The 24,843-nt window shown below is 42.8% G+C and carries 22 protein-coding genes; 14 read left to right on the top strand and 8 right to left on the bottom strand.

Annotation, left to right across the window (positions count from 1 at the left end; translation table 11 throughout):
- Positions 1-27: 27 nt before the first annotated feature.
- Complete coding sequence (locus tag H562_RS14515; RefSeq protein ID WP_051190367.1) at positions 28-1,512, top strand: glycoside hydrolase family 28 protein; 1,485 nt, start codon at positions 28-30, stop codon at positions 1,510-1,512.
- An 86-nt stretch (positions 1,513-1,598) separates the two neighbouring features.
- On the opposite strand, the gene H562_RS0102370 is transcribed toward H562_RS14515, so the two are convergent.
- The 3 genes from H562_RS0102370 to H562_RS0102360 form a co-directional block, all read right to left on the bottom strand.
- Positions 1,599-2,480 (bottom strand): SDR family oxidoreductase, encoded by an 882-nt coding sequence (locus H562_RS0102370; protein ID WP_027376047.1) that lies wholly within the window; start codon positions 2,478-2,480, stop codon positions 1,599-1,601.
- A gap of 1,242 nt (positions 2,481-3,722) precedes the next feature.
- A complete protein-coding gene (locus tag H562_RS0102365; protein ID WP_027376046.1) occupies positions 3,723-6,650 on the bottom strand; it encodes a M16 family metallopeptidase in 2,928 nt (975 codons plus the stop codon).
- A gap of 64 nt (positions 6,651-6,714) precedes the next feature.
- Positions 6,715-8,055, bottom strand: a complete 1,341-nt coding sequence (locus H562_RS0102360) for a dihydroorotase (protein WP_027376045.1) — start codon at positions 8,053-8,055, stop codon at positions 6,715-6,717.
- A 131-nt stretch (positions 8,056-8,186) separates the two neighbouring features.
- Here H562_RS0102360 and H562_RS0102355 point away from each other — a divergent pair, with 131 nt between their 5' ends.
- From H562_RS0102355 to ribA, 9 genes are all read left to right on the top strand, one after another.
- Positions 8,187-9,605, top strand: coding sequence for a lipopolysaccharide biosynthesis protein (locus H562_RS0102355; protein ID WP_027376044.1), 1,419 nt, complete (start codon positions 8,187-8,189; stop codon positions 9,603-9,605).
- A gap of 3 nt (positions 9,606-9,608) precedes the next feature.
- A complete protein-coding gene (gene dut, locus H562_RS0102350; RefSeq protein ID WP_027376043.1) occupies positions 9,609-10,043 on the top strand; it encodes a dUTP diphosphatase in 435 nt (144 codons plus the stop codon).
- A gap of 44 nt (positions 10,044-10,087) precedes the next feature.
- Positions 10,088-11,116, top strand: a complete 1,029-nt coding sequence (locus tag H562_RS0102345) for a sugar phosphate nucleotidyltransferase (protein ID WP_027376042.1) — start codon at positions 10,088-10,090, stop codon at positions 11,114-11,116.
- Positions 11,117-11,197: 81 nt separating this feature from the next.
- Complete coding sequence (locus H562_RS0102340) at positions 11,198-11,992, top strand: DUF4292 domain-containing protein (protein ID WP_027376041.1); 795 nt, start codon at positions 11,198-11,200, stop codon at positions 11,990-11,992.
- On the top strand, positions 11,989-13,572 hold the full coding sequence (locus H562_RS0102335; protein ID WP_027376040.1) for a murein hydrolase activator EnvC family protein: 1,584 nt from the start codon (positions 11,989-11,991) through the stop codon (positions 13,570-13,572). The genes H562_RS0102340 and H562_RS0102335 overlap by 4 nt, the downstream gene beginning before the upstream one ends.
- Before the next feature lie 32 nt (positions 13,573-13,604).
- Positions 13,605-13,808 carry a Sec-independent protein translocase subunit TatA/TatB gene (locus H562_RS0102330; protein ID WP_027376039.1) on the top strand — a complete coding sequence of 68 codons (204 nt, stop codon included), beginning with the start codon at positions 13,605-13,607 and terminating at the stop codon, positions 13,806-13,808.
- A gap of 9 nt (positions 13,809-13,817) precedes the next feature.
- Positions 13,818-14,444 (top strand): DUF4254 domain-containing protein, encoded by a 627-nt coding sequence (locus tag H562_RS0102325; protein ID WP_027376038.1) that lies wholly within the window; start codon positions 13,818-13,820, stop codon positions 14,442-14,444.
- Positions 14,425-14,886 carry a hypothetical protein gene (locus H562_RS0102320; RefSeq protein WP_027376037.1) on the top strand — a complete coding sequence of 154 codons (462 nt, stop codon included), beginning with the start codon at positions 14,425-14,427 and terminating at the stop codon, positions 14,884-14,886. The genes H562_RS0102325 and H562_RS0102320 overlap by 20 nt, the downstream gene beginning before the upstream one ends.
- A gap of 19 nt (positions 14,887-14,905) precedes the next feature.
- Positions 14,906-15,505: a GTP cyclohydrolase II gene (ribA, locus tag H562_RS0102315; protein ID WP_027376036.1), complete on the top strand. Its 600-nt coding sequence runs from the start codon at positions 14,906-14,908 to the stop codon at positions 15,503-15,505.
- A 42-nt stretch (positions 15,506-15,547) separates the two neighbouring features.
- Here the strand turns inward: ribA and deoD are convergent, their stop codons facing one another.
- Both deoD and H562_RS0102305 read right to left on the bottom strand, forming a co-directional pair.
- The gene (gene deoD, locus H562_RS0102310; protein ID WP_027376035.1) at positions 15,548-16,258 is read right to left on the bottom strand and encodes a purine-nucleoside phosphorylase; all 711 of its coding nucleotides are present in this window, start codon (positions 16,256-16,258) and stop codon (positions 15,548-15,550) included.
- 139 nt (positions 16,259-16,397) lie between these two features.
- On the bottom strand, positions 16,398-16,901 hold the full coding sequence (locus H562_RS0102305; RefSeq protein WP_027376034.1) for a hypothetical protein: 504 nt from the start codon (positions 16,899-16,901) through the stop codon (positions 16,398-16,400).
- A 115-nt stretch (positions 16,902-17,016) separates the two neighbouring features.
- Between H562_RS0102305 and H562_RS0102300 the strand changes: the two genes are divergently transcribed.
- The 4 genes from H562_RS0102300 to H562_RS0102285 all read left to right on the top strand — a co-directional run bounded on the left by H562_RS0102300 (position 17,017) and on the right by H562_RS0102285 (position 23,013).
- On the top strand, positions 17,017-18,756 hold the full coding sequence (locus H562_RS0102300) for a glycoside hydrolase family 3 protein (RefSeq protein ID WP_034690442.1): 1,740 nt from the start codon (positions 17,017-17,019) through the stop codon (positions 18,754-18,756).
- 29 nt (positions 18,757-18,785) lie between these two features.
- Entirely contained in the window at positions 18,786-19,931 is a 1,146-nt protein-coding gene (gene bshA, locus H562_RS0102295; protein ID WP_027376032.1) for an N-acetyl-alpha-D-glucosaminyl L-malate synthase BshA, read from the top strand.
- 40 nt (positions 19,932-19,971) lie between these two features.
- The gene (locus H562_RS0102290) at positions 19,972-21,234 is read left to right on the top strand and encodes a DUF2851 family protein (protein WP_027376031.1); all 1,263 of its coding nucleotides are present in this window, start codon (positions 19,972-19,974) and stop codon (positions 21,232-21,234) included.
- A 90-nt stretch (positions 21,235-21,324) separates the two neighbouring features.
- Positions 21,325-23,013 (top strand): putative transporter, encoded by a 1,689-nt coding sequence (locus tag H562_RS0102285; protein ID WP_034690439.1) that lies wholly within the window; start codon positions 21,325-21,327, stop codon positions 23,011-23,013.
- Between the two features lie 48 nt (positions 23,014-23,061).
- Here the strand turns inward: H562_RS0102285 and yajC are convergent, their stop codons facing one another.
- From yajC to nusB, 3 genes are read right to left on the bottom strand one after another with little or no spacing between them, the layout of a single operon-like run.
- Positions 23,062-23,394, bottom strand: a complete 333-nt coding sequence (gene yajC / locus H562_RS0102280) for a preprotein translocase subunit YajC (protein WP_027376029.1) — start codon at positions 23,392-23,394, stop codon at positions 23,062-23,064.
- A 21-nt stretch (positions 23,395-23,415) separates the two neighbouring features.
- Positions 23,416-23,898 carry a DUF1573 domain-containing protein gene (locus H562_RS0102275; protein ID WP_027376028.1) on the bottom strand — a complete coding sequence of 161 codons (483 nt, stop codon included), beginning with the start codon at positions 23,896-23,898 and terminating at the stop codon, positions 23,416-23,418.
- A 10-nt stretch (positions 23,899-23,908) separates the two neighbouring features.
- On the bottom strand, positions 23,909-24,814 hold the full coding sequence (nusB, locus tag H562_RS0102270) for a transcription antitermination factor NusB (RefSeq protein ID WP_027376027.1): 906 nt from the start codon (positions 24,812-24,814) through the stop codon (positions 23,909-23,911).
- Between the last annotated feature and the right edge of the window lie 29 nt (positions 24,815-24,843).

The raw sequence follows: 24,843 nt of genomic DNA, 5'->3' as shown, positions 1-24,843 counted from the left end.
TTTTTACAGCAACAAATCAAAAATAAAATGAAAAAATTCGCACTGGTTTGCCTGCTCTCATTGGCCGCAATGTTTCAGGCACAAGTCAACAGCATTGAATATTACATTAAAAATGCACCGTTTGAATTTGGTGAAATGGTTTTGCCAACTATCCCGGAAACGTCGTACAACATCAAAGATTTTGGTGGTGTAGGAAACGGAACCACGCTCAATACAAAAGCATTCGAAAAAGCCATTACCACCATTAGTGAAAAAGGTGGTGGAAAGCTCATCGTTCCCGCCGGCATTTGGCTCACCGGTCCTATCGAACTGAAAAGCAAGATCAACTTTCATGTAGAAAAAGGCGCGGTCATTCAGTTTTCTGATGATATCAGCCAATTCCCTGTACGCGAATATTCCAAAGGTAAATTTGATGTAACACCACCACTTTGGGGAGATAAACTTACCGATGTAGCTTTTACCGGTGAAGGCATTTTCGATGGAGCCGGCGAGGTCTGGCGTCCCGTGAAAAAGTTTAAAGTAACCAAAGAGCAATGGGCCGCTCTCCTGCAAAAAGGCAGCGTGGTAAGTGACGACGGAAAGATCTGGTGGCCAAGCGCCAATGCCATGAACGGCGAAAAACTGGCTAAAATCATTGCCGCAAAAAAAGATGCGACCATCGGCGACTACGAGATCCTGCGCCATTATTTACGGCCGATGATGTTTACACTGTCGAAAGTAACCAATCTGCTGATCGACGGACCCACTTTCAGAAATTCCCCAAAATTTGTCATTAATCCAAAAAACATTACAAACCTGGTCATCCGCAACACAACGGTTTACAATCCGAAGTGGGCACAGAACGGCGACGGAATCGATATCAGCGCCTCCAAAAACGTGATCATCTACAATACAAGAGTAAACGCGGGCGACGACGGAATATGCATGAAATCCAGCGGCACGCCAAAAGATGGCGAAGCCAACCTTCAAAACATCATCATCGCAGAATGCACTGTGAATGAAGGTCACGGCGGTTTTGTGATCGGCAGCAATACCGATGGAGGTATGAAAAATATTTTTGTGTCGAACTGTCTGTTCGACGGAACCGATATCGGCGTACGTGTGAAAAGTAATTCCGGTCGAGGAGGCGATGTGAGCCAGATCTTCATTCAGAATATAGTAATGAAAAACATCATTAATGAAGCATTTTCATTTGACACTTTTTACGCAGATGCGCCTGCAGGCAGCAGCAAAGCGAGTCAGGACGCGCAGTTTACGGGCGATAAAGTACCGTATTTCCACGATTTCTATGTGAACAATGTGCAGTGTGAAAGTGCCGACACTGCTTTTAGCTTTACAGGCCTGCCAACTAAATTCATCGAAAATCTCTACTTTAAAAATGTGGATATCAAAAGCAAACATGGTATCGTAGGAAAGTTTGCGCAAAATTTGGTTTTCGAAAATGTAAAGATCAACGGAAATACAGATTATAAAATCGACAGCGCTCTAAAACAGGCCGTCGTTAAGAAATAACTCCATTTACCGCCAGGTCAACGAATTTTTACAACGAAAGGGATGCCTAAAACATCCCTTTTTTAATGGACAATTGCAAAAATTTCCTAACTTTTTTTCTTTGCTTTGATCATCGATTCCAGCATATCCCACATTTCCTGCGGAATCTCTTCGAGCATATTAAATTCACCCGCGCCCTGAAGCCACTCGCCACCGTCGATGGTTACCACCTCACCGTTCATATAAGCGGAATAATCTGAGACCAAATACGCGGCGAGGTTCGCCAGTTCCTGATGTTCGCCCACTCTTCTCAAAGGAACTTTTTTACGCATATCGAATTTTTCTGCCAAGTCACCCGGCAACAATCTTTCCCAGGCACCTTTGGTTGGAAACGGTCCGGGAGCAATGGCATTAAACCGGATATTGTATTTCGCCCATTCCACGGCTAAACTTCTCGTCATCGCCAATACACCGGCTTTCGCACAGGCTGAAGGAACTACATAGGCCGAACCTGTCCACGCGTAAGTGGTGACAATATTAAGAACAGTTCCCGGAATTTTACTGTCGATCCAATACTTCCCAATTGAAAGTGTACAGTTTTTTGTGCCTTTTAGAACAATATCCAGCACCGAATCAAAAGCCGAATGGGTAAGTCTCTCGGTAGGTGAGATAAAGTTACCGGCCGCGTTGTTAAGCAGAATGTCGATTTGCCCGAACTCTTTTATTGCCGCTTCTTTCATGGCTTCGACCTCGTCCCAGTTTCGCACGTCGCAGGCTACACACAGAACTTTTCCACCCGTTTCATCTTCGAGTTCCTTGGCGGTATCCCGAAGCTTATCAAGATTTCGGGAAGTGATGACGACTTTGGCGCCGAGCTGCAGAAAATATCGGGTCATTGCTTTACCGAGGCCACTGCCACCGCCGGTTACTATCGCGACTTTATCCTTCAATGCATCATCTTTAAGCATGGGTTGTGTATACAGATTCATAGGTTTGACTTTTTGTAAATTTAAGGGAATTTGCCGAAAGCAAGTTACGAACAATTATGCAGCGTATAAATTATATGGATGTTTGATGTGAGGATCTTTTTGATGTGATAGTGTGATGATGTCTGGGAGTTAGAAATTAAGAAGCGCGAGCGAAGCGAGCGCCGGTAAGAACAAGGAAGGAACACAGCATATAGCTGATATCGGTTAAGAAAGCGCGAGCGTAGCGAGCGCCATGAAGAGTGCTAAGGTCATGTAGTTTTTTACCTGCGCAGGGACAAGACAGGCGCGAGCGAAGCGAGCGCCGAAAAGAAATCTGGTGACAGCAGCAGGGGTCCAAGTCTTTTGTTATTGATGAAGAAAAGTGCTTTGAACTAAACTTCCGAGGAAGCTCCCTTGAACTATTTCCCGCTCCACCACTCTTCAGACGGCTGGCAAAAAAAACCTCTTCAATCTAAATTTACCTCCCAATTAATGGCCTTCTAAACTCTTTTCCCAGCGAATTCCAAACATTAAGAAAACCATTTTAAATCCCGAATTTGCTTCCGCACAGCTCCTCTCACATGCAGAGGGTTGGGGTGAGGAATTCACAACGAAAAATTCTCTTATAAAAATTTAAAACACTTCGAAAATCAAAATTTTACCGCCAAAATAACCTTTCTCGGCTCCCTCTCCCCTAGAGAGAATTAGGATGAGAAATTCACAACGAAAAATTCTCTCATAAAAATTAAAAACACTTAGAAAACCAAAATTTTGCCGCGAAAATTACCTTGCGCACGGCTTCCTCTCCTTTGTAGAGGGTTGGGTGAGGAATTCACAATGAAAAATTCTCTTATAAAAATTTAAAACACTTAGAAAATCAAAATTTTACCGCCAAAATAACCTTTCGCGGCTCCCTCTCCTTTGGAGAGGGTTGGGGTGAGGAATTCACAGTGAAAAATTCTCTTATAAAAACTAAAAAATTAACAAACCATAATTTTACCCCCAACTTACCTTCCGCATGGCTCCCTCTCCCCTGCAGAGGGTTGGGGTGAGGAATTCACAGCGAAAACTCCCACTCCAAAAATTATTTTATAATGTACGTAATCCGCGCCCCGACCTGAGTGGAGCTCTTTTTATTGGTGGCTGAGCGGAGCCGAAGCAACCAATAAAAAAGCGGGAACGGAGGGCGGAAATGTGCGCCCTAATAAACCATAAAAAAACTGCCCCATTTCTGAAGCAGTTTCCTGTCAATTAAAAAAAATTCTAATACCCAAAAAGTTCTTCGAAAGTGAGTTTTTTTACCTCGCCCAGTTTCTGCATATCTGCCAACGGAACTCTTTTCTCCGACGCTACAATCGCATACGTATAAGGTTTCCCCGCAAAATTTGCAGCATGGAATTTCTTCAGATCGTCCATCGTCATTTTATCAACAGACTCATAAATAGTTTTCCGCACATCATCTTTCAAACCGAGTTCCTGCGCTGCCAGGTAATTGAAGATGATCTTATCCTGCGTAATTCTTTCGGTTTGAATGTCTTTTTTCACCTGTGTTCTGGCGAGATCCAGATTTACGGGCAAGTCCGGCATCTTATTTAAAAGCTCATTCATCGCCGTGGTAGCGTCATTGAATTTATCAGCCTGACTTCCCACATAGCTCAACATAGAATATTCCTGATCTTTTTTCTGAGGCTGCACATAAACACCGTAAGTGCTGTACGCCAAGGCTTTACTCTCGCGAATGGTCTGGAAAACGATCGAACCCATGCCGCCGCCGAAATAGTTGTTAAAGACTTTTACCACCGTATTTTTAGCGGGATCATACACATCTGTATTTCGGATCCACCGTGTTTCTGCCTGTACCATATCATAATCGGCAAATAAAACCTGATTTTTGGTCTGCGGAATCTGTTTGAAAACTTTTGCTGCTGGAGCTACCGCAAATTTTGCCGGAACCTGGTGCGCAGTTTTCAGTTTCGCATCCAATTCTTTCATGGAGATCGGTCCGTAATAAATGACGGTCTGCTCATAACTGTTCAGATTCTTAATACGGTTCACGAGTTCTGCGGAAGTTACGGAAGCCAGATCGGAATCGGACAATACATTGTTGAACTTGTTTTCTTTTCCGTACATCGCGTAACTTGTCAAACCTTGTAAAATGGCGCCTTTATTTGCTTTTACATCTTTCCGCGCTTTTGCCATTCGCTCTTTAAGACCTTTCAGGGCAGCGTCATCGGCTTTTACGTTCAGAATTAGGTCTTCGTATAATTTCACCGCCTGATCGAAGTTTTCCTGTAGACCCTCGATGGAAACCGTGGTGTAATCTTCGCCCGTGGATACATTAAAGCTGCAGGCGATTTTATAGAAGGCTTTTGAAATCTCTTCGGCCGACATTTTATCAGTTCCCAAAAACTGAAGATACTGCGAAGCGACCGGCTGCTTCAGATCGTTTAAAGAACCGATTTTGTATCTGTATTTCAAACGGAAGATCTGGTTGTCTCTATTTGGAACGTAAAGAACTTCCGCATTTCCAAGTCTGGATTTCTGGATGTCTTTTTTATAATCTAAAAATACGGGCGCAGATGGAATACTCGGCATATTATTCACCATTTTTACAAAAGGCGACTGCTTGTCAGCATTGGTTTCTACAGGAGTAATCTGCGGTTTTTCAATTTTTGCCGTTGCCGGAGATTCGCCTTTCCGTTTCAAAACCGCTACGTAATTTTCGCCCAAATATTTATTTGCAAAATTCACAATGTCGGCTTTGGTAATTTTCGACAGGTCATTTACATAAGCCACCTGATCTCTCCAGTTTAATTCCGACGTGAATGCGTTCATCAGCGAACCCGCGCGGTCATCATACTTTTCAGATTCGTAGATTTTCTGCTTTTTAATGTTATTGACAATTGAAGTAATCAGATCTGCATCGAAATTTCCTTTTTTAAGGTTGTCGATTTCTCCCAGTACCAAAGTTTTTACTTCCTCTAAAGTCTGACCGTTGGTCGGAGCAGCATCCAGATAAAGAACGCCGTAATCGATTAAAGTGAAAGTCTCTGCGGAAGCCCGCAGTAATTTTTGCTTTTTAACCAGGTTCAAATCAAGTAAACCTGCTTTTCCATTGGTTAAAACCTGCCCCACAAGATCAGCAATAAGCACGTCTTTATCTTTATTCCCCGGCAATCTGAAACCGATAGTCAGATTTTCTGCATCAGGACCGGTGATTTCTTTTACGATTGGTGCGGTGATCGGAGTTTCTGCAGCGAAAGTATATCTCGGAACTGCTTTAAACTGCATTTCAGAAAAAGCTTTGTCAACTTTCGCAATTACCTCATCCGGATTAAAGTCTCCGGACAGGATCACACCCATATTGTTGGGCACATAGTAGTTATTGAAATATTTGCGGATTTCAACGAGCGAGGGGTTTTTCAAATGTTCTACCGTTCCGATCGTGGTCTGTTGTCCATAATTGTGATTTTTGAAGAGTTCAGAAAACAGTGTTTCGAAAACTTTGCTGCCGTCGCTGTCCAAACTTCTGTTTTTTTCTTCATACACCGCCTCCAGCTCCGTATGGAAAATCCTTAACACAGGATTTCGGAATCGCTCACCCTGAACCGCGAGATATTTATCCAAAGAACTGCTCGGAACATCGTCTGTATAAACGGTCTGCTCAAAACTTGTAAAGGCATTGGTTCCCTGCGCTCCCATGGAAGCCATCATTTTATCGTATTCGTTCGCGATCGCAAATTTGCTCGCTACGCCGGAAACTGAATCGATCTTTTTATAAATGGCTTTTCGCTGGTCGGCGTCTTTCGTTTTATTGTACTGCTCATAAAGTGCATCGATCCTGTCGAGTTCCGGTTTTTCTTTCGACCAGTCCAAAGAGCCAAATTTGTCGGTTCCTTTGAAAAGCATGTGTTCCAGATAGTGCGCCAAACCTGTATTGGTGCGCGGATCGGTTTTGCTGCCGGCCTTCACCGCCACATAAGCCTGAACTCTGGGATCGGTTTTGGTCGGACTTAAAATGACGGTCAGTCCATTTTTCAATGTGTAGAAACGTGCATTCATCGGGTCATTTGTGACATACTTATACGTATATCCGTTTCCGGTGGCTTCCTTCCACTCAAACTGCTTCTGTGCAAAAGTGTGCACCGAAACCAGCAACGTGAGAAGTGCTAAAGAGAATTTTTTGAACATAGTTTATAATTTATTAAGTATTAGACGTGTTTTACTCGCAAATGTTTCAGTAATCCGAATATTATTAATGTTCGCGCTCAAAAAGCAGCCGCTCGCCATGTCTTTCTTCCGAAACTTTGCCGCTTTCGAACGCCGGAAAACCATTTACAAAAGTGTGTGTGACTTTGGACTGAAAAGTTGTTCCTTCCAGCGGGCTCCATCCACATTTGTACAGAATGTTTTCTTTGGAAACCGTGTAGCTTTCATTAAGATCGACCAGTACAAGGTCGGCTTTGTAACCCTTTCTGATGAAGCCGCGCTTTTCGATCTGGAAGAGAACTGCTGGATTGTGACACATTTTCTCCACGATCTTTTCCAAAGAAATTTTATTATTCTTAAAATTTTCGAGCATGATATTTAAAGCATGCTGAACCAGCGGTCCGCCGGAAGGTGCTTTCAGATATTTCTGCGATTTTTCTTCCAGAGTATGCGGCGCGTGATCTGTCGCGATCACATCAATTCGGTCATCCAGAAGTGCTTCCCAAAGTGCGTCTTTATCTTGCCGTGTTTTTACGGCTGGATTCCATTTGATGAGATTTCCTTTGGTTTGGTAATCGTCATCGGTAAAAGTAAGGTGATGAACGCACACTTCAGCAGTAATCTTTTTTTCCTTCAATGGAATGTCGTTTCTGAATAAATCCATCTCTTTTGCCGTCGACAAATGAAAAACGTGTAATCTCGCGCCAGTTTTTTTTGCCAGCTCGATCGCTTTTGAGGAAGAAATATAACAAGCTTCTTCACTTCTGATCAGGTGATGTGCGGTGACCGGAATATCATCACCATATTTTTCCTTAAATATTTCGGTGTTCCGTTTGATTGTTGCCTCATCTTCGCAGTGCACAGCGATGAGCATTTTTGTACTGCTGAATATTTTTTCTAAAGTTTCAGGATTATCTACGAGCATATTTCCGGTGGAAGAACCGAGAAAAAGTTTAATGCCTGCGACATTGCGCGGATTTGTTTTTAAAACTTCTTCCAGATTATCATTGGTGCCACCCATCAAAAAAGAATAGTTGGCAAAGGATTTTTCTGCGGCGATTTTGTATTTTTCCTCCAACAATTCCTGTGTTACGGCATTGGGAACGGTGTTTGGCTGCTCCATAAAACTTGTGATTCCGCCGGCAACCGCTGCTTTGGATTCACTTTCTATATCGCCTTTCCAGGTTAAGCCGGGTTCGCGGAAATGCACCTGATCATCAATAACACCCGGCAGAAGATATTTCCCGGCCGCCTCAATAATCCGGTCTGGATTTTCAACCTCAATAGCCGGCGCAATTTGCGTGATCAGATCGTTTTCAATCAGCAGATCACTTTCAAAGATCTGGTCTTCATTAACAATAAAGGCGTTCCGGATAAGGATATTCATTAATAAAAATTTAAAGGAGTATGGTGTAGACTTACAAAAATAATCTAAATAAATGAGCCACCTGAATTAAACCGCGGCTCCTTTCAATCATAAATCTAAATAATTACATTTGCAAAAAATAAAAATCTGTTTTGAAAAAACTTCTCAACGAAACCATCATCTACGGCATCGGGGCAATTCTCCCACGGATTATTATTTTTATCCTGAATCCACTTTACATTCATTTCATTAATAAAGAGGAGTTTGCACAGTTCACCAATCTCTACGCGCTCATCTCTTTTGTGAATATCATTCTGACTTTCGGTTTTGAAACGGCTTACTTCAGATTTTCCTCGGAACCGGAAAACAAAGACAAGACCTTCAATACCTCGTTTTGGTTTTTGGCCGCAACTTCGGCGGTATTTCTTATTGGCTGCCTGCTGTTTAGCGAACCTTTGGCGGCAAGCATGGGTTACGGGAAAAATCCGGAATTCATCCGATGGTTTGCGTGGATCGCTTTTTTCGACACGCTGTGCGTAATCCCGTTCGCCTGGCTGCGATACCATAACAAACCCATTAAATATTCGATGATACGCGTGCTGCAGTCGCTGGTGCAGACCGTGGCTGTAGTTGCGCTTTTCATCTATATCCCTGCAAGATATTCCCAGGAAATGGGTCTTACAGAGAAGGTTTCATTTCCGTTTTACAGCAATTTGGTCGGCAGTTTTGTAGGTGTTCTCATGCTTTTACCGGTTATTTTCAAAGTAAAATTTGAATTTGCACGAACCCTTTTTTCGCGGATGATCAAATACTCCTGGCCGATCATGCTTGCAGGTTTTGCCTTTATGGTTAATGAAAATTTCGACAAGGCAATACAGTATTATTATATTGATGAAGGCGATGCCGGTGCTTACGGCGGTTGCTACAAACTTGCCGTGTTGATGACTTTATTCGTTACAGCCTACAGAATGGGTATTGAACCGTTTTTCTTTAAACAGATGCAGAACGCCAACGCGAAGATTACTTATGCCAAAGTAACTGAATATTTCACATTTTTCGCCTCTATTGTTGCCATGGGAATTATTGCAAATATTTCCTGGCTGAAGGTATTGTTCATTCCCAATAAATCCTACTGGACCGCAATCGACATTATTCCGATCATTGTGATCGCTAATCTGTTTTTCGGAATTTATTATAACCTTTCAACCTGGTATAAAGTTACGGACCGCACAAGGATCGGAACAGTGATTTCCTGGAGCGGCGCCCTGCTTACCATACTTCTGAACTTTCTTTTTTTAAAGGATTTTGGTTTTATGGTTTCGGCGTGGGCCACTTTAGCTGCCTATTTCCTACTGATGGTTTTATCTTATTTTTTAGGCCAAAAAAACTATCCAATACCTTACAGGATAAAGAAGATTTCCTTTTGCCTCCTCCTTTTAGGTGTATTCAGTTTTGTTTCCTACAATATTTTTGATTCCAATTTTTGGGTGGGAAATATGCTCTTTGTACTGTTTGCATTCATCGTAGTGTATTCCGAAAAAGACTTTATTTTGAACAAGATAAAAAAATAAGAAATGAGAATAAAAATAATCAATAAGTCAAAACATCCTTTACCAAAATATCAGACTCCGCTTTCTGCCGGTCTCGATATTTATGCTGAACTTTCATCGGAAATCCTACTGAAACCGCTGGAACGCAAACTGATTCCCACCGGCCTGTTCCTGGAAATCCCTGCCGGTTTCGAGGTTCAGATTCGCCCGCGCAGCGGTTTGGCGATTAAAAACGGAATAACCGTACTGAACACGCCCGGCACCATCGATGCTGATTACCGGGGCGAAATCAATGTAATTTTAGTAAATTTATCCGCCGAAGATTTTACGGTGCGCGACGGTGACCGCATTGCGCAGATGGTAGTTTCCAAACACGAACATATTATCTGGGAAGAATCCGAAATACTTAGCGATACCCAACGTGGCGAAGGTGGCTTCGGCAGTACCCTCATTAAATAAAAAAAACGGCTACAAATCATGCCGCAAAAAAATTAAAAGATATTATGAAAATCATTGTGCCAATGGCTGGACGGGGCTCCAGATTAAGACCTCACACGTTAACTGTTCCTAAACCGCTGATTCCTATCGCAGGGAAACCCATTGTCCAGCGGTTGGTAGAAGATATTGCAAAAGTCGCAGGCGAAAAAATTGATGAAATTGCATTTATCATTGGCGATTTCGGCCAGGAGGTTGAGGAATCATTAGTAAAAATTGCAGAGAAACTCGGCGCCAAAGGAACCGTTTATACACAGGATGAACCTTTGGGAACCGCACACGCCATTAAATGTGCAGAAAACTCTATGCAGGGAGATGTGGTGGTGGCTTTTGCCGATACACTTTTTAAAGCTGACTTTATTCTGGATACGAATTCCGATGGTGTGATCTGGGTAAAAAAAGTGGAAGATCCCTCTGCTTTTGGGGTGGTGAAACTCGATGATTACGGCTTTATCACAGATTTTGTGGAGAAGCCTAAAGATTTTGTATCGGACCTGGCAATTATCGGGATTTATTATTTTAATTCTGCCGAGAAACTGATGTCGGAGATCAACTACATCATGGAGAACGACATCAAGCAAGGCGGTGAATATCAGCTGACTACAGCCCTGGAAAACCTTCGTCGGAAAGGTGCGAAATTCTCCCTTGGGAAAGTAGATGACTGGATGGATTGTGGCAATAAAAATGCAACCGTAGAAACCAACGGAAAAGTTTTGGAGTACGAGCGCGAAAACGTGGCAGATTACCCAGCCTCGGCGACCATTGAAAACTGCCTCATCATTCCACCATGTTTTATTGGCGAAAACGTGAAAATAAAAAACTCCAAGATCGGTCCGGGAGTGTCTGTGGGTAACAATACAATTGTCATCAATTCTAATATCGACAATTCCCTGATTCAGGAAAACACGATTATCGATCACGGAAATCTCAGCAATTCAATGATCGGCAATTCTGCGGAATATTATGGCGTGGCACGGGAAATTTCGCTGGGCGATTACTCCGTTCTGGATTTCCTGTCCAAAGGAACCGACCATTAATTTCGGGATTTTAGGAATTGTACACATTACAAAACATTCGCAATGGTTTGCCGTTTGTAATGTATTTGAAAAGAAAATCTTATGAAAAAATATATTCTTACACTGCTCCTGCCCGCATTGCTGCTGTCGTGTGCCGTAACAACGCCGGTCAATTCACCGACCGACGCAAATGCTCCCATTGCCAACACCTCAGCTTTTTTTAGCAATATTAAAGCAGCTCCCGATTTTTCCCAGATAAAGATCAATTCACGTGTTGATGTAGAAACAGGGAAATTTATTCCCACCCTCGACGCGACGATTTACATAGAAAAAGACAGAAAAGTGTGGATGAATATGATCGCTGTAATTCTGAATGTTGGACGCGGAGTAGCGACCCCAGAAGGAATCCAGGGTTATGAGAAGTGGAATAAAACCTATATAGAATCCGATTTTTCGTATCTCAACAATTTGCTGCATGTCGATTTCATTGATTTTCAGTCGCTGCAGAATCTGCTCATCGGGCGCACGTTTATTCCGGTAAGCGAAAAGGATTTTGTGCTTTCGAAGAATGCTGAAGGTTATCGGTTGACTTCTGCGAAAAATCTGAAATTCGGCGAAAACGGAAAAGTTTCGGAATATGCGGTGACTATGAAATATTCTTCAGACCTTGATTTAATGGATATTTCCCTGGTCGATAAACACAGCGGCGACACGCTGGAAGTCAATTACTCAAACTGGGTTTCTTTTGAAAACATGCGGCTGCCCAAAAACGTTAAAATAATGATAAAAGGCTCTAAATCAAGCCAGATTTTTTTAGAAAATACGAAATTTGAAAGTTCGAAAATGGAGACGCCGTACTCCGTTCCCAACAATTATACGAAAACAGAGATCAAATGATTAAAAAAGTAAGCTTATTTATAGGAGTTTTTCTTTGTGGGGTTTTATTTTCCCAGAAAAAGGAACAGCTTCAGAAACAAAATATAGAACTTAAAAAACAGATCTCGGCTATCAACGCTAACTTGGCAAAAACTCAGGCACAATCCAAACTTTCTGTAGCTTACCTCAGCGATGTGAATAAAAAGATTCAGCTTCGCGAAAAGGTGTATACCAATACCCAGAAAGAAAAACGCCTGATCGAAGATGACATTTATTTACGTCAGCTCGAAATTAACCGTCAGAACAAGGAACTTTCTGTACTCCGGAAAAATTATGCAGAGGTTTTGGTGAAAGCTTATAAGAATAAGGGCGTTCAGAACAAGGTAACATTTATATTGTCATCCAAAAATCTGGGTCAGGCGTTACGCCGCGTTCAGTATCTAAAGGATTACTCTGACTATCAGGATAAAAAGGCTGCGGAAATTTCAGATGCTGCGCGCAAACTTCTTGAAAATGTTGCCCTGAAACAAAAATCGGTCAAAGATAAAGAGATGATTCTCAGCAACCAGCAAAAAGACCTGTTAACCATTGAAGCAGAGAAAAAACAGAAGGAAAATCTACTGCGGGATTTCAAGAAAAACGAAGAGACACTTACTGCGGAACTGAGACAGAAACAAACTGAATCCAAGAAGCTTGAAGGCCAGATCCGCTCGATCATTGCGGAAGAAATACGGATCGCCAAAGCCAATGAAGCTGCAAGGCTGAAAGCGGAAGCTGAAAAAATACGGTTGGCAAAGATCGCTGCTGAACGCGAAAAAGCACGAATTGAAGCTGAAAACAAGGCACGCCTCGAAGCCCTGGCGCTGGAAAAAAAGAAAGCCGACGATGAAGCCCGGAAACTTCAGGAAATAGCTGAAAAGAAGGCCGCCGAAGAAAACGAAAGAGCGAGGATCGCCGCCGCCGCAGATGCCAAAAAGTCTGAAGATGCGAGAAAAGCTGTAGATGCCGATAAAGCAGAAGCACGCAGAGCCGCCGCCGCCCGCGACGCCGCCATAGCTGCCGCAAACGCAAAAGCTGCCGCCGACAGAGCTGCCGCAGCGCGCGAAAACCAGGCATCACTCCAGAAAAAGAATGACGATGAAGTGAAAGCTGCGGAATCTAAAGCAATGATTAATTACGGCGTCTCCAAATCGGTAGAAAATAATTTTGCCGCAAACCGTGGCAGACTTGGGATGCCCGCGTATGGCACGATCACACACCGCTTTGGCCGACAGCCGCACCCGGTCTTCAAGAATATTGTAGAAGAGAACAATGGAATTAAGATCGCGGTAACCAAGGGAACAGTAGCAAAATGCGTGGCGCCGGGCACAGTCTCCAGAGTTGTAGTTTCAGGAGACGGCACCAAGATGGTGATGGTAAAACATGGTGACTATTTTACAGTCTACGCAAACCTTGGCAGTACAATGGTGTCGGCTAATCAGCAGGTTTCTGCCGGTACACCGATCGGTGCGGTAGGTGCCGATTTCGACGGGACTTATACGCTGGATTTCCAGATCTGGAATGGTGGTACACCGGTTGATCCTTTAGGATGGATCAATTAAAAAATATAATATAACTTTGTAAAAATTTCAAGATGAATACACTTACTATATTAGCCTTATCATGGCAACATTTACTCATCGTTGCAGTTATTTTACTGATACTTTTCGGTGGACGGAAAATCCCGGAAATGATGCGCGGCCTTGGTTCCGGCATCAAGGAATTTAAAGATGCCGTGAAAGAAGATGACAAAAAAACGCCGGAAGACCCGACTGTTAATTCAAATCCACCGCTCTAATATTTCTGCATGAGTATTACTAAGACTGCCTGGGAAATATTCAATCAGTCGATAAGCGACTATCACCTTACCGATAACGTAGATCAAATTTCCAAAAACCCTTATAAATCGGGGACTTTGGAACAACTTTTGTATGCCAAGAACTGGATTGATACCGTTCAATGGCATTTGGAAGATATGATTCGCGAAACAACGATCGACCCCACCGAAGCACTTGCGCTGAAAAGAAGGATAGATTCATCTAATCAGGAGCGAACCGATCTGGTGGAGTATATTGACAGTTACTTTTACAGTAAATTCAACGGTATTACCCCGCACGAAGACGCCAGAATAAATACTGAAACCCCGGCCTGGGCATTTGACCGCCTGTCGATTTTGGCTTTAAAAATTTATCATATGTCCCTGGAGGCTGACCGCGAAAGCGCGAGTGCCGAACACAGAATAAACTGTACACAAAAATTAAATGTTCTGCAGGAACAGCAAAAAGATCTTTCGCAAGCCATCGATTTTTTACTTTCTGATATAGAGCGCGGTATCATCAAAATGAAAATGTATAAGCAAATGAAGATGTATAATGATGAGAGTCTGAACCCGATTCTTTATCAAAACATAAAAAATGATCAACCCCAGACTTAGCTATTTAGCAATATTTATTTTCAGTCTGTCCTGCTCGGTAGAGAAAATCAATCTTTCTCCGGTTGGCGCAGCCGCGTACGAATCCACAGCTAAATCACCCGCATACTCCCTGACCGAAAAACAGAATTTAATTGTGTATTCTTCGGAGATCACCAACCTTTTGGCTACCTTTCCCAAATTTAGGAATGATGCAGTAAACCGAGAAGTGATAAGACTTTCATACTATCTTAAGGATTATATAGGCGCCATTGAAGAGCACAATAAAAAAGGCCTCGAAAAATCAACTGCTAATTTTGAAAAATCATATAAAAAACTGCAGACACTTCGCAGATATTTAAATAAAGATGAAGATGAGGTTTTGAACCGGTATCTGGTCCGTATAAAAACCAATCTTTCCCAGATTAATAATAACCTTCCGAAGGATTCCACTGCGGCTCCTTAAATAAAACACAACCATTTTAATGTTAAAGATTCAAGCGGAAGCTAATGTTCCTACGGAGTTTGGGAGTTTTCGGATCATCGCCCTGTCCGAAGAAACAAACGATTGGATGCCGCATCTGGCGATCATCGCCGAAAACACAGACATGTCGAAACCCGTCAATGTACGTTTTCATTCGGAATGTATTACAGGCGAGGTTTTTCATTCTCAAAAATGTGAATGCGGGCAGCAGCTGAATGCAGCGATGAGATATATTCATGAGAACGGTGGTATGATCATTTACCTGCGGCAGGAAGGGCGGAATATTGGCATCATCAATAAACTGAAGGCTTATTCGCTGCAGGAAAAAGGTTTCGATACGGTGCAGGCAAATCTTGAACTCGGACTCCCGGCCGATGACAGAAGTTTTGAAGCTGCGATAGAAATCCTGAATATTTTAAATGTTAAAGACATCAATCTGCTGACCAACAATCCTGAAAAAATAAAGATCGTGGAAAACAGCAACATTCATCTGAACAAAAGAATTCCGCTACAGATCGGCTCCACTAAGGAGAGTGCCGGTTACCTAAAGGTGAAAAAAGATTATTTTGGCCACCTCCTGGGCGATACTGATATCTTGTAAAAAGAGCCCGGCTTTTTCACCGGGTTCTATTTCATTTGTTTCTTATGGAAGTTTCAATGCTGTTTCAAGCGAGAGCTGAATCATTTGCTTCAATGCTTTTTCCCGCTCATCCGCAGAAATCTGGTCGCCGGTAGGAATTACATCGGAAACAGTTAAGATTGCAGCAGCGTTTTTACCCAGATGCTGTGCGTTGGCAAAGAGCGCAAAAGCTTCCATCTCTACAGCGGAGCAGTTATACTTGGTAGCAACCGCAGGGATTCCCGGATCTTTATGGTAAAAAATATCACTTGTATGAATGGTTGTCGACACAAGCGGCAAACTGTATTCCTTTGCAGTGTCATTGATCAGACCGTAAGCGCTGCCCTGATGTTTCAGGACTTCGCCTTCAATTCCCCAGGCAAATTTTGCATAGGTTGATTCGCTCGCCGCACTTTCCACATTAAGCATATCAAAGACTTTTAAATCTGTAGTATACGCTCCGCATGTTCCGATACGGATGATCGTATCTACTTCATACTCCGTAAACAGCTCATAAGAGTAAATACCGATACTCGGGATTCCCATGCCGCTGGCACCTACCGTAATTTCCTTGCCTCTGTACGTGCCGGTAAAGTAGAAAATATTGCGGGTATCACTTACCAGTTTTACATCTTCCAGAAAATTTTCTGCCATATATTTCGCACGAAGCGGATCGCCGGGCTGCAAAACTGTTTTTGCTATTTCGCCTTTTTTTGCTTTAATGTGAACACTCATTTTATATTGTTTTATTTGAAATCTAAAAATAGGCATTTAGCTTCACTTCGGGAATTTATCGCGTATGATTTTTCATTAAAAAAAGAAACCCACTGAAATATCAATGGGTTACTGATCGTATAGTACTAAAAAACTTTTATTATTTACGGTCAGGTAAATTGTAGTATTTAATTACGCTTTCATAATCGCTGTAATTCACGTTGGCATTCTTACCCTGAGAGGCAGGAACCAAAACCAGACGGAATCTTTGGCTGTTCAGATATTTGTTGGCTTCTGCGCTGGTCATTGTTGCCTGATCAAAGTTAGCCTCCGTATAAACTTCAATTGTTGAAGTATCAAACAGGAAGTTGTAGTCAAGTTCCCTGCCGCCGTCCAGATATTCGGTTTTGGGAAGTAACTGCCAAACTGCAGATGCACTGGTGTTGGAATTGATGTTTCGGTAAACAAGAACCACATCGCCACTGCCAATTGTAATTCCCTGGGTTATTGAGTAGCCGTTTCCACTGTTAAAAGTTCCGGTTACATCGGTCATTTTCGGATACGTATCCTGATCGTTTACCACTACGTCATCATTTCTGTCGTTACAGCTAAAGGCGATAAGACCAAAAATTGCGAGCAGCATTACCGTGAAATATTTTTTCATTTTTAGATTTTTTATGAGTTAGTATGTTTCCTTTTATTTCAAGATGCATGCCACAAAGATCAAATTATAAATATTAAAAATTGTAATTTTGTTCACCACCTTACCCTGTTCGATAATGAAATTCTGCAAAAGTCAAATCTGTTTTTTAATCTGTTTTCTTTTTTCCGTAAAAAGTGCTGCCCAATACGTACCGAAAAATATTCAGCCCGATGAAATCAAAAAAGCTGCACAATGGGTCGACCAAACTTACAGTGCACTCTCACAGGACGAGAAACTCGGTCAGCTTTTTATTATTGCCCTGTACACCAACAGGGGCGAGGATTATATCGCCACCGTACGGAATATTGTAAATACAGAAAAGATCGGCGGACTAATCCTCATGCAGGATGACGCGGCGCGGGAAATCGATTTGGTTAATGAATTCCAGCGCACGGCAAAAGTTCCACTGATGATCGGGATGGATGCGGAATGGGGTCTTTTTCAAAGAATTCCTACGGCTCATAAGTTTCCCTGGGCCATGACGCTCGGTGCGATCCAGGATAAAACCCTTATCACGGAAATGGCTGCGAAGATCGCCGAAGACTGTAAAAGGATGGGAATTAACTGGGATTTCGCACCTGTAGTCGACGTGAATACCAATCCCCTGAATCCCATTATCGGGAACAGAAGTTTTGGCTCAGAAGTTCCTAACGTGATCAGTTCTGCCCTCGCCTATTCCAAAGGTTTGCAGGATAACCAAATCCTCGCGGCCATCAAGCATTTTCCGGGTCATGGTGACACGAGTGCAGATTCCCACCTTGACCTGCCGGTTGTTGCACATGATGCAAAGCGCTTAAACGCTGTAGAACTTGCTCCTTTTAAAGCATTAATGGCGAAGGGAATCGGCGGTGTGATGGTCGCTCACCTGTACGTTCCTGCGCTGGAAAGCGGCAAGGGAATTCCGGCTTCGCTTTCCGGAGAGATTATTACAAAACTTTTAAAAGAGAAATTCGGGTATAAAGGCCTTATCATTACAGATGCGCTGAACATGGGCGCTGTCGCCAAAAGGTATAAACCCGGCGAACTCGATGCACTGGCTTTCAAAGCAGGAAACGACATTATGCTTTTTTCCGAAGGTGTAAAAGAAGGCAAAAGACTCATTCAGTCAGGAATTGATAAAGGCGAAATTTCACAGGACCGCGTAGAGGAAAGTGTAAAAAAAATCCTGCTTACCAAATATTACCTGGGACTCTCAAAATATGAAAACAGAAATCCCGAAAACATTAATGAAGATCTTAACAGCAGGTCACATGTTGAACTTGCGCAGAAGTTGTACAGCAACGCATTAACTTTATTAAAAGACGAGCAGAAACTGTTGCCGCTAAACTGTGCTGAAACCTATTATTACGTTCCGCTCGAGGAAGCGCCTTTCCAGACTTTTGCCGACCAACTGAATTTAGGAACCACGGTTATTGTTAAAAAGACGGATGAAATCAATTCGATTCCCGCCGGTGCAAAAGTTATTGCAGGTCTTCACAAAGATAATTCCACTGCGTATAAACCGTATGTGATCTCACAGGAGAGTAAAAAAATACTCAGCGACCTCAGCAAAAAAAATACAGTGATTTTAAATGTCTTTGGTTCGCCTTATGCCTTAACAGATCTGGACATTTCATCATTTCCGACGGTTTTGGTCGCTTATGAAAACAACGATGATTCCATGCGTGCCACGGCAAAAGCGCTTCTTGGAGAATCAGGGATTTCGGGAAAACTGCCGGTGCTTGTCAATAAGGATTTGCCTGCCGGAACGGGAATCGATTTAAACCCTTCGGCCAGGATCGATCTTACTAAAAAGAATACAAAAACCCAGAATTGAGTAATTTCAATTTTTAAAATTCAACATTCATGAAAATAGGAATACTCTGTTACCCAACTTACGGCGGAAGCGGCATTGTTGCGACAGAACTTGGCATGTCACTCGCCAATAAAGGTTACGAAGTGCATTTCATCAGCTCTGCGCTGCCGGCAAGACTGGATATCACCAACCCCAATATTTTTTTTCACAAAGTAAACTTACAGACTTATCCGCTTTTTCAGTATCAACCGTATGATATCGCACTTTCGTCGATGATTTACCGGATTGTAAATTTGTATAAACTCGATTTGCTGCACGCGCATTACGCGATACCTTATGCCTACGCAGCCTTCACGGCGAAACAGATGCTTAAGGAGGAAGGCAAAGATGTGCCGCTTGTAACCACACTGCACGGGACCGATATTACTTTGGTTGGCCAGCACCCCAGTTACAAACACGCTGTAGAATTCTCGATCAACCAGTCAGATACCATTACTTCGGTTTCGGAAAGTCTTAAGAAAGATACGCTGCAGCTTTTCCACATTAAGAAAGAAATTGAAGTGATCACCAATTTTATTGATAATACCGAATTCGAAAACAAAACCTATTGCCAGCGCAATCAGTTTGCCAAACCCGATCAGAAAATCCTGATTCACGTGTCCAATCTGCGGCCGGTAAAAAGGGTGGAAGAAGTTTTGGAAATATTTAAAAATGTGCAGAAAAAGATCAACTGCATGCTTATTATTATCGGCGAAGGTCCCGACATGGAGAAGGTGAACCAGTTTTTGGAAGAACAACCGCATCTGATCAACAAAATCCGCCTTTTGGGGAAAGTGAACGACCTTTATAAAATCCTGCAGCTCTCCGATGTTTTTCTTCTGCCCTCGGAGCAGGAAAGTTTTGGACTGGCTGCGCTCGAAGCGATGGCCGCCGAAACGCCGGTGATCAGTTCCAACGCCGGCGGAATCCCCGAAGTCAATATTCAGGGTGAAACAGGGTATCTTGCAGAGATCGGAAATGTAGAAGCGATGAGCAACTACACCATCAAACTGCTGAGCGACGACGTACTGCTGGCTCAAATGAAAAAAAATGCAAAAGAACAGGCCATGCGCTTTGATCTGAAAAACATTCTGCCGCTGTACGAAAAAATGTATGAACACACCCTGGCCACCTTCAAGCAACCGGCTTTGCATTAAACGTAATCCCTTTTAACAGCTGTGTAGCACAGTCCCGGAAATGAACGAAAAACTGCTGCAATACCTTTGGAATTTCAAAATTTTTAAGAGTTTTGACTTTAAGGATGTGGCGGGAAATGAAATCGAGATTTTGGATTTTGGTAAATGGAACTTCGATTCCGGACCGGACTTTCTGTTTGCAAAAATTAAAATCGGAGAGCTCGTGCTGGCTGGAAATATCGAACTTCATGTGAAGTCGTCCGACTGGATCTTTCACCAACACGCCGGCAATCCCGAGTTTGAAAATCTCATCCTTCATGCTGTTTATATTCATGATGTAGAAATCAGCGATTTTACAGAGAAAAACATTCCGACTCTGGAGCTCAAGGATTATATTGATGAGAAACTTCTGGGGAAGTATGAATCCTTTCTCAAAGAAAACCAATTCATTCCCTGCTCGTCGCTTTTCTCGCCAGAAAAAGTTTCGTTTGGCTTTCTGGAAGAGACACTGCTAAAGAAACTCGATGAGAAATCAATTGAAATCGAAGAATCTTTAAGAAGAAATAAAAATAATTACGAAGCGGTACTTTTTCAGAATCTTGCCTATGCTTTTGGCTTAAAGGTGAACGCTCAGATCTTCCAACAGTTGGCAGAAAGTCTGGATTTTTCTGTCGTTAATAAAATCCGCCAAAACCTGACGCAACTGGAAGCGCTTTTCTTCGGGGTGAGCGGCTGGCTTGAAAAGCCGTTAGACGACGATACGAAGGTCTGGAAGCGGGAGTTCGATTTTCTTCAGGCAAAATATTCAATTACTCCACTGCGTTTCACACCTAAATTCTCGAAGTTACGGCCACCGAATTTCCCGACCGTAAGGCTCGCCCAGTTTGCGGCGCTCTATCACTTCAATCAAAACCTTTTCTCACAGGTGATGGCTGCAAAAAACACTGAAGAGATGTACCGCATTTTTCGGACTGTAAAAGCCGGAACTTACTGGGATTCACGGTTCAACTTTGGAAAGATATCGTCAGTCACCGGCGAAAAGTTTTTGACAGGTGATTTTATTGACCTTCTTCTTGTGAATGCCATTTTGCCGCTTAAATACACCTATCAAAAACATTCGGATGAAAATATTCATGATGAGATCGTGGATTTCTACCGAAGTATCCCCGCGGAAAAAAACACAGTTTTACAGGGATGGCTGCAGCTGGGAATGAAGATCGAAAACGCCCTCGAAAGCCAGGCTATGCTTTTCCATTATAAAAATTTCTGCCTGCGGAAAAACTGCCTGAACTGTGCCATCGGTTACAAGCTTCTGCAAAAATAGACACAGGCCCAATACCGAAAGTGATTTAACTCACGGTCAAAACGTGGATCTTCAGACATTTTAGGCCTAATTTTGTATAAAAGTTATCACATGTTCGATTGGTTAAAAGTTCTTTTGTTTCCTGTAGAAAACCCTACCGTAACCCACTCTATCGTGGCGCTGATGCTCGCAATCGGTACCGGTGTTTTTATCGGCAGGCTGAAGTTGGGGAAAATAACCTTCGGCGTATCTGCAGTCATGTTCACCGGTTTGTTTTTGGGGCATCTCGGTTACCGCATCGAGGGAGGGATCCTGGATTTTGTACGGGATTTCGGCCTGATACTTTTTGTGTATGGCATTGGTTTGCAGGTCGGTCCATCGTTCTTTTCCTCCTTCCGCAATGAAGGTTTGAAGTTTAACATCCTGGCCGTATCCAGTGTGTTGTTTGGCGGCGTGATCGCAATTATCCTTTTTAAACTAACGGGTTTGAAGATTGAAGACCTGGTGGGGATAATGAGCGGTTCTGTAACCAATACACCAGGTCTGGGCGCCGCCAAGAACACGATAGAAGAAATCAAAAACTCATTCCCCGACAGAATGTTCAACGATCCTGCAATAGGTTACGCGATTACTTATCCGCTGGGTGTTTTTGGTATTATAGGAACGATCATCGTAACCAAGTTGCTTTTAAAAATAAAGCCTGAGGAAGAGATGAAAAAATTCCGCAAGGCAAAGATCGCCATGGAACTGCCGCTGGTACATCAGAAAATGCGCGTTACAAACCCGGAATTGGTAGGAAAGACACTGCACCAAACGCTGAAAACATTTGGCCGGGACATCGTGGTTTCCCGTCTGAAACACAGCGGCAGTGTTGCCGTGAAATCGCCAACCTTAGATACTGAACTTCAGGACCGCGATGTGCTGATGCTGGTAGGCCAGGAAAAAGATGTGAATGATTTTACAGCGCTCGTCGGCAGACCTTCTACCGACCTTTTTATAGAATCTGAATCCGATATCCGCAGAAAAAATATTTTCGTTACCAATGCAAAGGTTATTCACAAAAACCTGTCAGAACTCGATCTGTTCAACACCTATGATCTGAAGGTAACACGTGTGTTCCGTGCCGGCCGGGAAATTCTGCCGCGACCGTCGCTGGAACTCTTCTATGGTGACAAAATCCGCGTAATCGGCTCGGAAGAAGCCATTAAAGAAGTGGAAAAGCTCATTGGCAATTCCGAAAAAAAACTTTTGGAACCGGATTTTCTGTCGCTGTTTGGTGGTCTGTTCCTGGGTGTAATTCTGGGCTCCATACCAATCGCCATTCCAAGCCTGCCGGTTCCGATCAAGCTGGGGTTTGCAGCCGGCCCGTTGATTGTGGCGCTTTTGATTTCGCGTTACGGTGGCATTTCTTTCATCCATTCCTACATCAACACGGGTGCTATATATTTTATGAAGGATTTTGGTATCTGTCTGTTTTTTGCCGCTGTGGGAATTCACGCCGGCGATGGTTTCTACGATAATTTTGTGCAGTATAACGGCTGGATGTGGTTGCTTTACGGGTCCGCGATAACATTTATTCCTTTGATCGCGATGGTTATAGTAGGCCGGTTCTTTATGAAGATCAATTTTCTGCAGCTTGCCGGCATTATGAGCGGAAGTTATACAGATCCGGCCGCACTTTCTTTCAGTACAAACTTTTTGGATTCCGATATTCCGATACAAAGTTATGCGCAGGTTTATCCTTTAGTGACCATTTTCCGGATTTTTGTGGCGAGCTTGCTCATACTGATCTTCAGTTAAAACAAAAAAGCAACCTGCGAAAGGTTGCTCTTAAAATATGGCCTGAAGTTATTTCTTGTCATCGGGCGCGCTGTCGGGGAAACGCTGCTGCGTAAACTCCCGGGATATGGCTGCCTTTTCGAATTTCAGTTTACCGGAAAGGGTTTCGATCACCACGCCATCGTCCTGGATCTGGGAAATACGTCCGTGCATTCCCGAAGTGGTAACCACGCGGCTCCCCACTTTCAAAGTTTCCTGAAAACTTTTTTCCTGCTTCGATTTTTTCATCTGCGGGCGGATCATCAGAAAATAAAATCCGACAAACATAAGGCCCATCATCAGCATAGTTGGCATCATAGAACCTTCCGGTCCGCCTGCTGCCTGTAAAAATATTGTAATCATCTCTTTAGTTTAAATTGGTTATTAAGGCTGAATGTCCGCTGAAAAAGTGATTACCATCGGTGCTTTTTCTACATTGGCGTAAATTTCTGCCTGCTTATTTACAAGACCGTCGAAATTTGAAGAATCGAACTTAAGGGTTATTTTTCCTTTTTGTCCCGGCAAGATCGGGTCCTTGGTATAATCCGGTACCGTGCAGCCACAGCCGGGTTTCACCTGCGAAATGATCAAAGGATTCTGTCCGGTATTCGTGATCTCGTAAGTATGTTCTTTGTGTTCTCCTTTTTTAATTTTACCGAATTCAAAAGCTGCTTCCGACAGGGCAACTGTGGTAAGCGGGTTGCTTTGGGCCTCCTTTAACATGGCATCCTGAGATTCTACTGCAGGTGCCTGAACCGCAGTGGCGGAATCTTCGGTTACGACCAACTGATCAGCCTGCTGGTTTTTTTTACAGGAAGCCAAACTCAGCACTACTGCAAGCGGAAGAATTTTTACTAAATTTTTCATAAACTTTCTATTAATTTCTATTGATGTCTTTGGTGTATTTGTCTAAAATTCCGTTAATGAAAATGTTGGAACGGTCGGTTGAAAAAACCTTTGAAATCTCGATATATTCATTGATGATAACCCTACCCGGCGTGAGCGGAAAATAATCGAGTTCGGAAATCGCGGTAATCAGAATGATCTTGTCGAGCAGTGAGATACGTTCCATATCCCAGTTCTCCAGGCGGCCACTCAGCTTTTCCTCAGTCTCCTCCCAATGGGTAAGAACCTGCTGCAAAAGTTTATGGGCAAATTCCCGGTCTTCCTCGCCTTTAATCATCTTGATCAAAGTATGACTCGGCTCATCTTCTTTCAGAAAACCGATGGTTTTCTGAAGCATTGAGTTGGAAATGTGAAAATCATCAGCCCAGCTCATTTCCTTTTCTTCCACATGTTCATGAAAATCATCGTTTTCCGCGATATATCTTAAGAAAAGTTTACCGATAAATTTCTGGTCTTCTTCGAAAGAATAGGTATCGACCTTCATAAAATCCTGATACCGTTTCCCGGCAGTCATTCTTTGAAAAGTCTTTACAAGTAGTTCATCGTGCAGATCCCATTTCAATTCCTGATGTTTCGAAGTAAAGGAAAGCCGCTCGGTATTTTCCTCCAGTTTTTTCAGCACCTGGTTGTTGATGAATTTTTGGTTTGGGTTGGTATTGTCGTCTGTCTTGATGTATTTGCCTTTACCAATTTCAATCTGTTTTTCCGCCAATGCTTTCAGAGCCACGAGGAAGTTGAGCTGATAAATATAAAGGTGATAGATTTTCTCGATTTCAGAGAACATATTTTTCTCTAAAACTTCGAATTTTAAAGGGTTTTGGGAATAAGAATAGAGTGATTCTACAACCTTTTCGCGAATTTGTCTTCTTCCTAACATTTCAAAGAACTTTTTGTGGCTGCAAAGAT

Origin of the sequence: Kaistella palustris DSM 21579 (assembly GCF_000422265.1) — a bacterium.
GTDB classification, from domain to species: domain Bacteria; phylum Bacteroidota; class Bacteroidia; order Flavobacteriales; family Weeksellaceae; genus Kaistella; species Kaistella palustris.
Note: the sequence above shows the minus strand (reverse complement) of the source record. Positions and strands in the feature narration are given on the sequence as shown.

Excerpts from the sequence above, each read along its gene's own strand:
- H562_RS0102365 (WP_027376046.1), bottom strand. The coding sequence starts at position 6,650 with ATGTTCAAAAAATTCTCTTTAGCACTTCTCACGTTGCTGGTTTCGGTG.
- ribA (WP_027376036.1), top strand. The coding sequence starts at position 14,906 with ATGTTAAAGATTCAAGCGGAAGCTAATGTTCCTACGGAGTTTGGGAGT.
- bshA (WP_027376032.1), top strand. The coding sequence starts at position 18,786 with ATGAAAATAGGAATACTCTGTTACCCAACTTACGGCGGAAGCGGCATT.
- deoD (WP_027376035.1), bottom strand. The coding sequence starts at position 16,258 with ATGAGTGTTCACATTAAAGCAAAAAAAGGCGAAATAGCAAAAACAGTT.
- H562_RS0102360 (WP_027376045.1), bottom strand. The coding sequence starts at position 8,055 with ATGAATATCCTTATCCGGAACGCCTTTATTGTTAATGAAGACCAGATC.
- yajC (WP_027376029.1), bottom strand. The coding sequence starts at position 23,394 with ATGATTACAATATTTTTACAGGCAGCAGGCGGACCGGAAGGTTCTATG.
- dut (WP_027376043.1), top strand. The coding sequence starts at position 9,609 with ATGAGAATAAAAATAATCAATAAGTCAAAACATCCTTTACCAAAATAT.
- H562_RS0102335 (WP_027376040.1), top strand. The coding sequence starts at position 11,989 with ATGATTAAAAAAGTAAGCTTATTTATAGGAGTTTTTCTTTGTGGGGTT.
- H562_RS0102330 (WP_027376039.1), top strand. The coding sequence starts at position 13,605 with ATGAATACACTTACTATATTAGCCTTATCATGGCAACATTTACTCATC.
- H562_RS0102290 (WP_027376031.1), top strand. The coding sequence starts at position 19,972 with ATGAACGAAAAACTGCTGCAATACCTTTGGAATTTCAAAATTTTTAAG.
- H562_RS0102305 (WP_027376034.1), bottom strand. The coding sequence starts at position 16,901 with ATGAAAAAATATTTCACGGTAATGCTGCTCGCAATTTTTGGTCTTATC.
- H562_RS0102300 (WP_034690442.1), top strand. The coding sequence starts at position 17,017 with ATGAAATTCTGCAAAAGTCAAATCTGTTTTTTAATCTGTTTTCTTTTT.
- H562_RS0102320 (WP_027376037.1), top strand. The coding sequence starts at position 14,425 with ATGATCAACCCCAGACTTAGCTATTTAGCAATATTTATTTTCAGTCTG.
- H562_RS14515 (WP_051190367.1), top strand. The coding sequence starts at position 28 with ATGAAAAAATTCGCACTGGTTTGCCTGCTCTCATTGGCCGCAATGTTT.
- H562_RS0102285 (WP_034690439.1), top strand. The coding sequence starts at position 21,325 with ATGTTCGATTGGTTAAAAGTTCTTTTGTTTCCTGTAGAAAACCCTACC.
- H562_RS0102345 (WP_027376042.1), top strand. The coding sequence starts at position 10,088 with ATGAAAATCATTGTGCCAATGGCTGGACGGGGCTCCAGATTAAGACCT.
- H562_RS0102340 (WP_027376041.1), top strand. The coding sequence starts at position 11,198 with ATGAAAAAATATATTCTTACACTGCTCCTGCCCGCATTGCTGCTGTCG.
- H562_RS0102370 (WP_027376047.1), bottom strand. The coding sequence starts at position 2,480 with ATGAATCTGTATACACAACCCATGCTTAAAGATGATGCATTGAAGGAT.
- H562_RS0102275 (WP_027376028.1), bottom strand. The coding sequence starts at position 23,898 with ATGAAAAATTTAGTAAAAATTCTTCCGCTTGCAGTAGTGCTGAGTTTG.
- H562_RS0102325 (WP_027376038.1), top strand. The coding sequence starts at position 13,818 with ATGAGTATTACTAAGACTGCCTGGGAAATATTCAATCAGTCGATAAGC.
- nusB (WP_027376027.1), bottom strand. The coding sequence starts at position 24,814 with ATGTTAGGAAGAAGACAAATTCGCGAAAAGGTTGTAGAATCACTCTAT.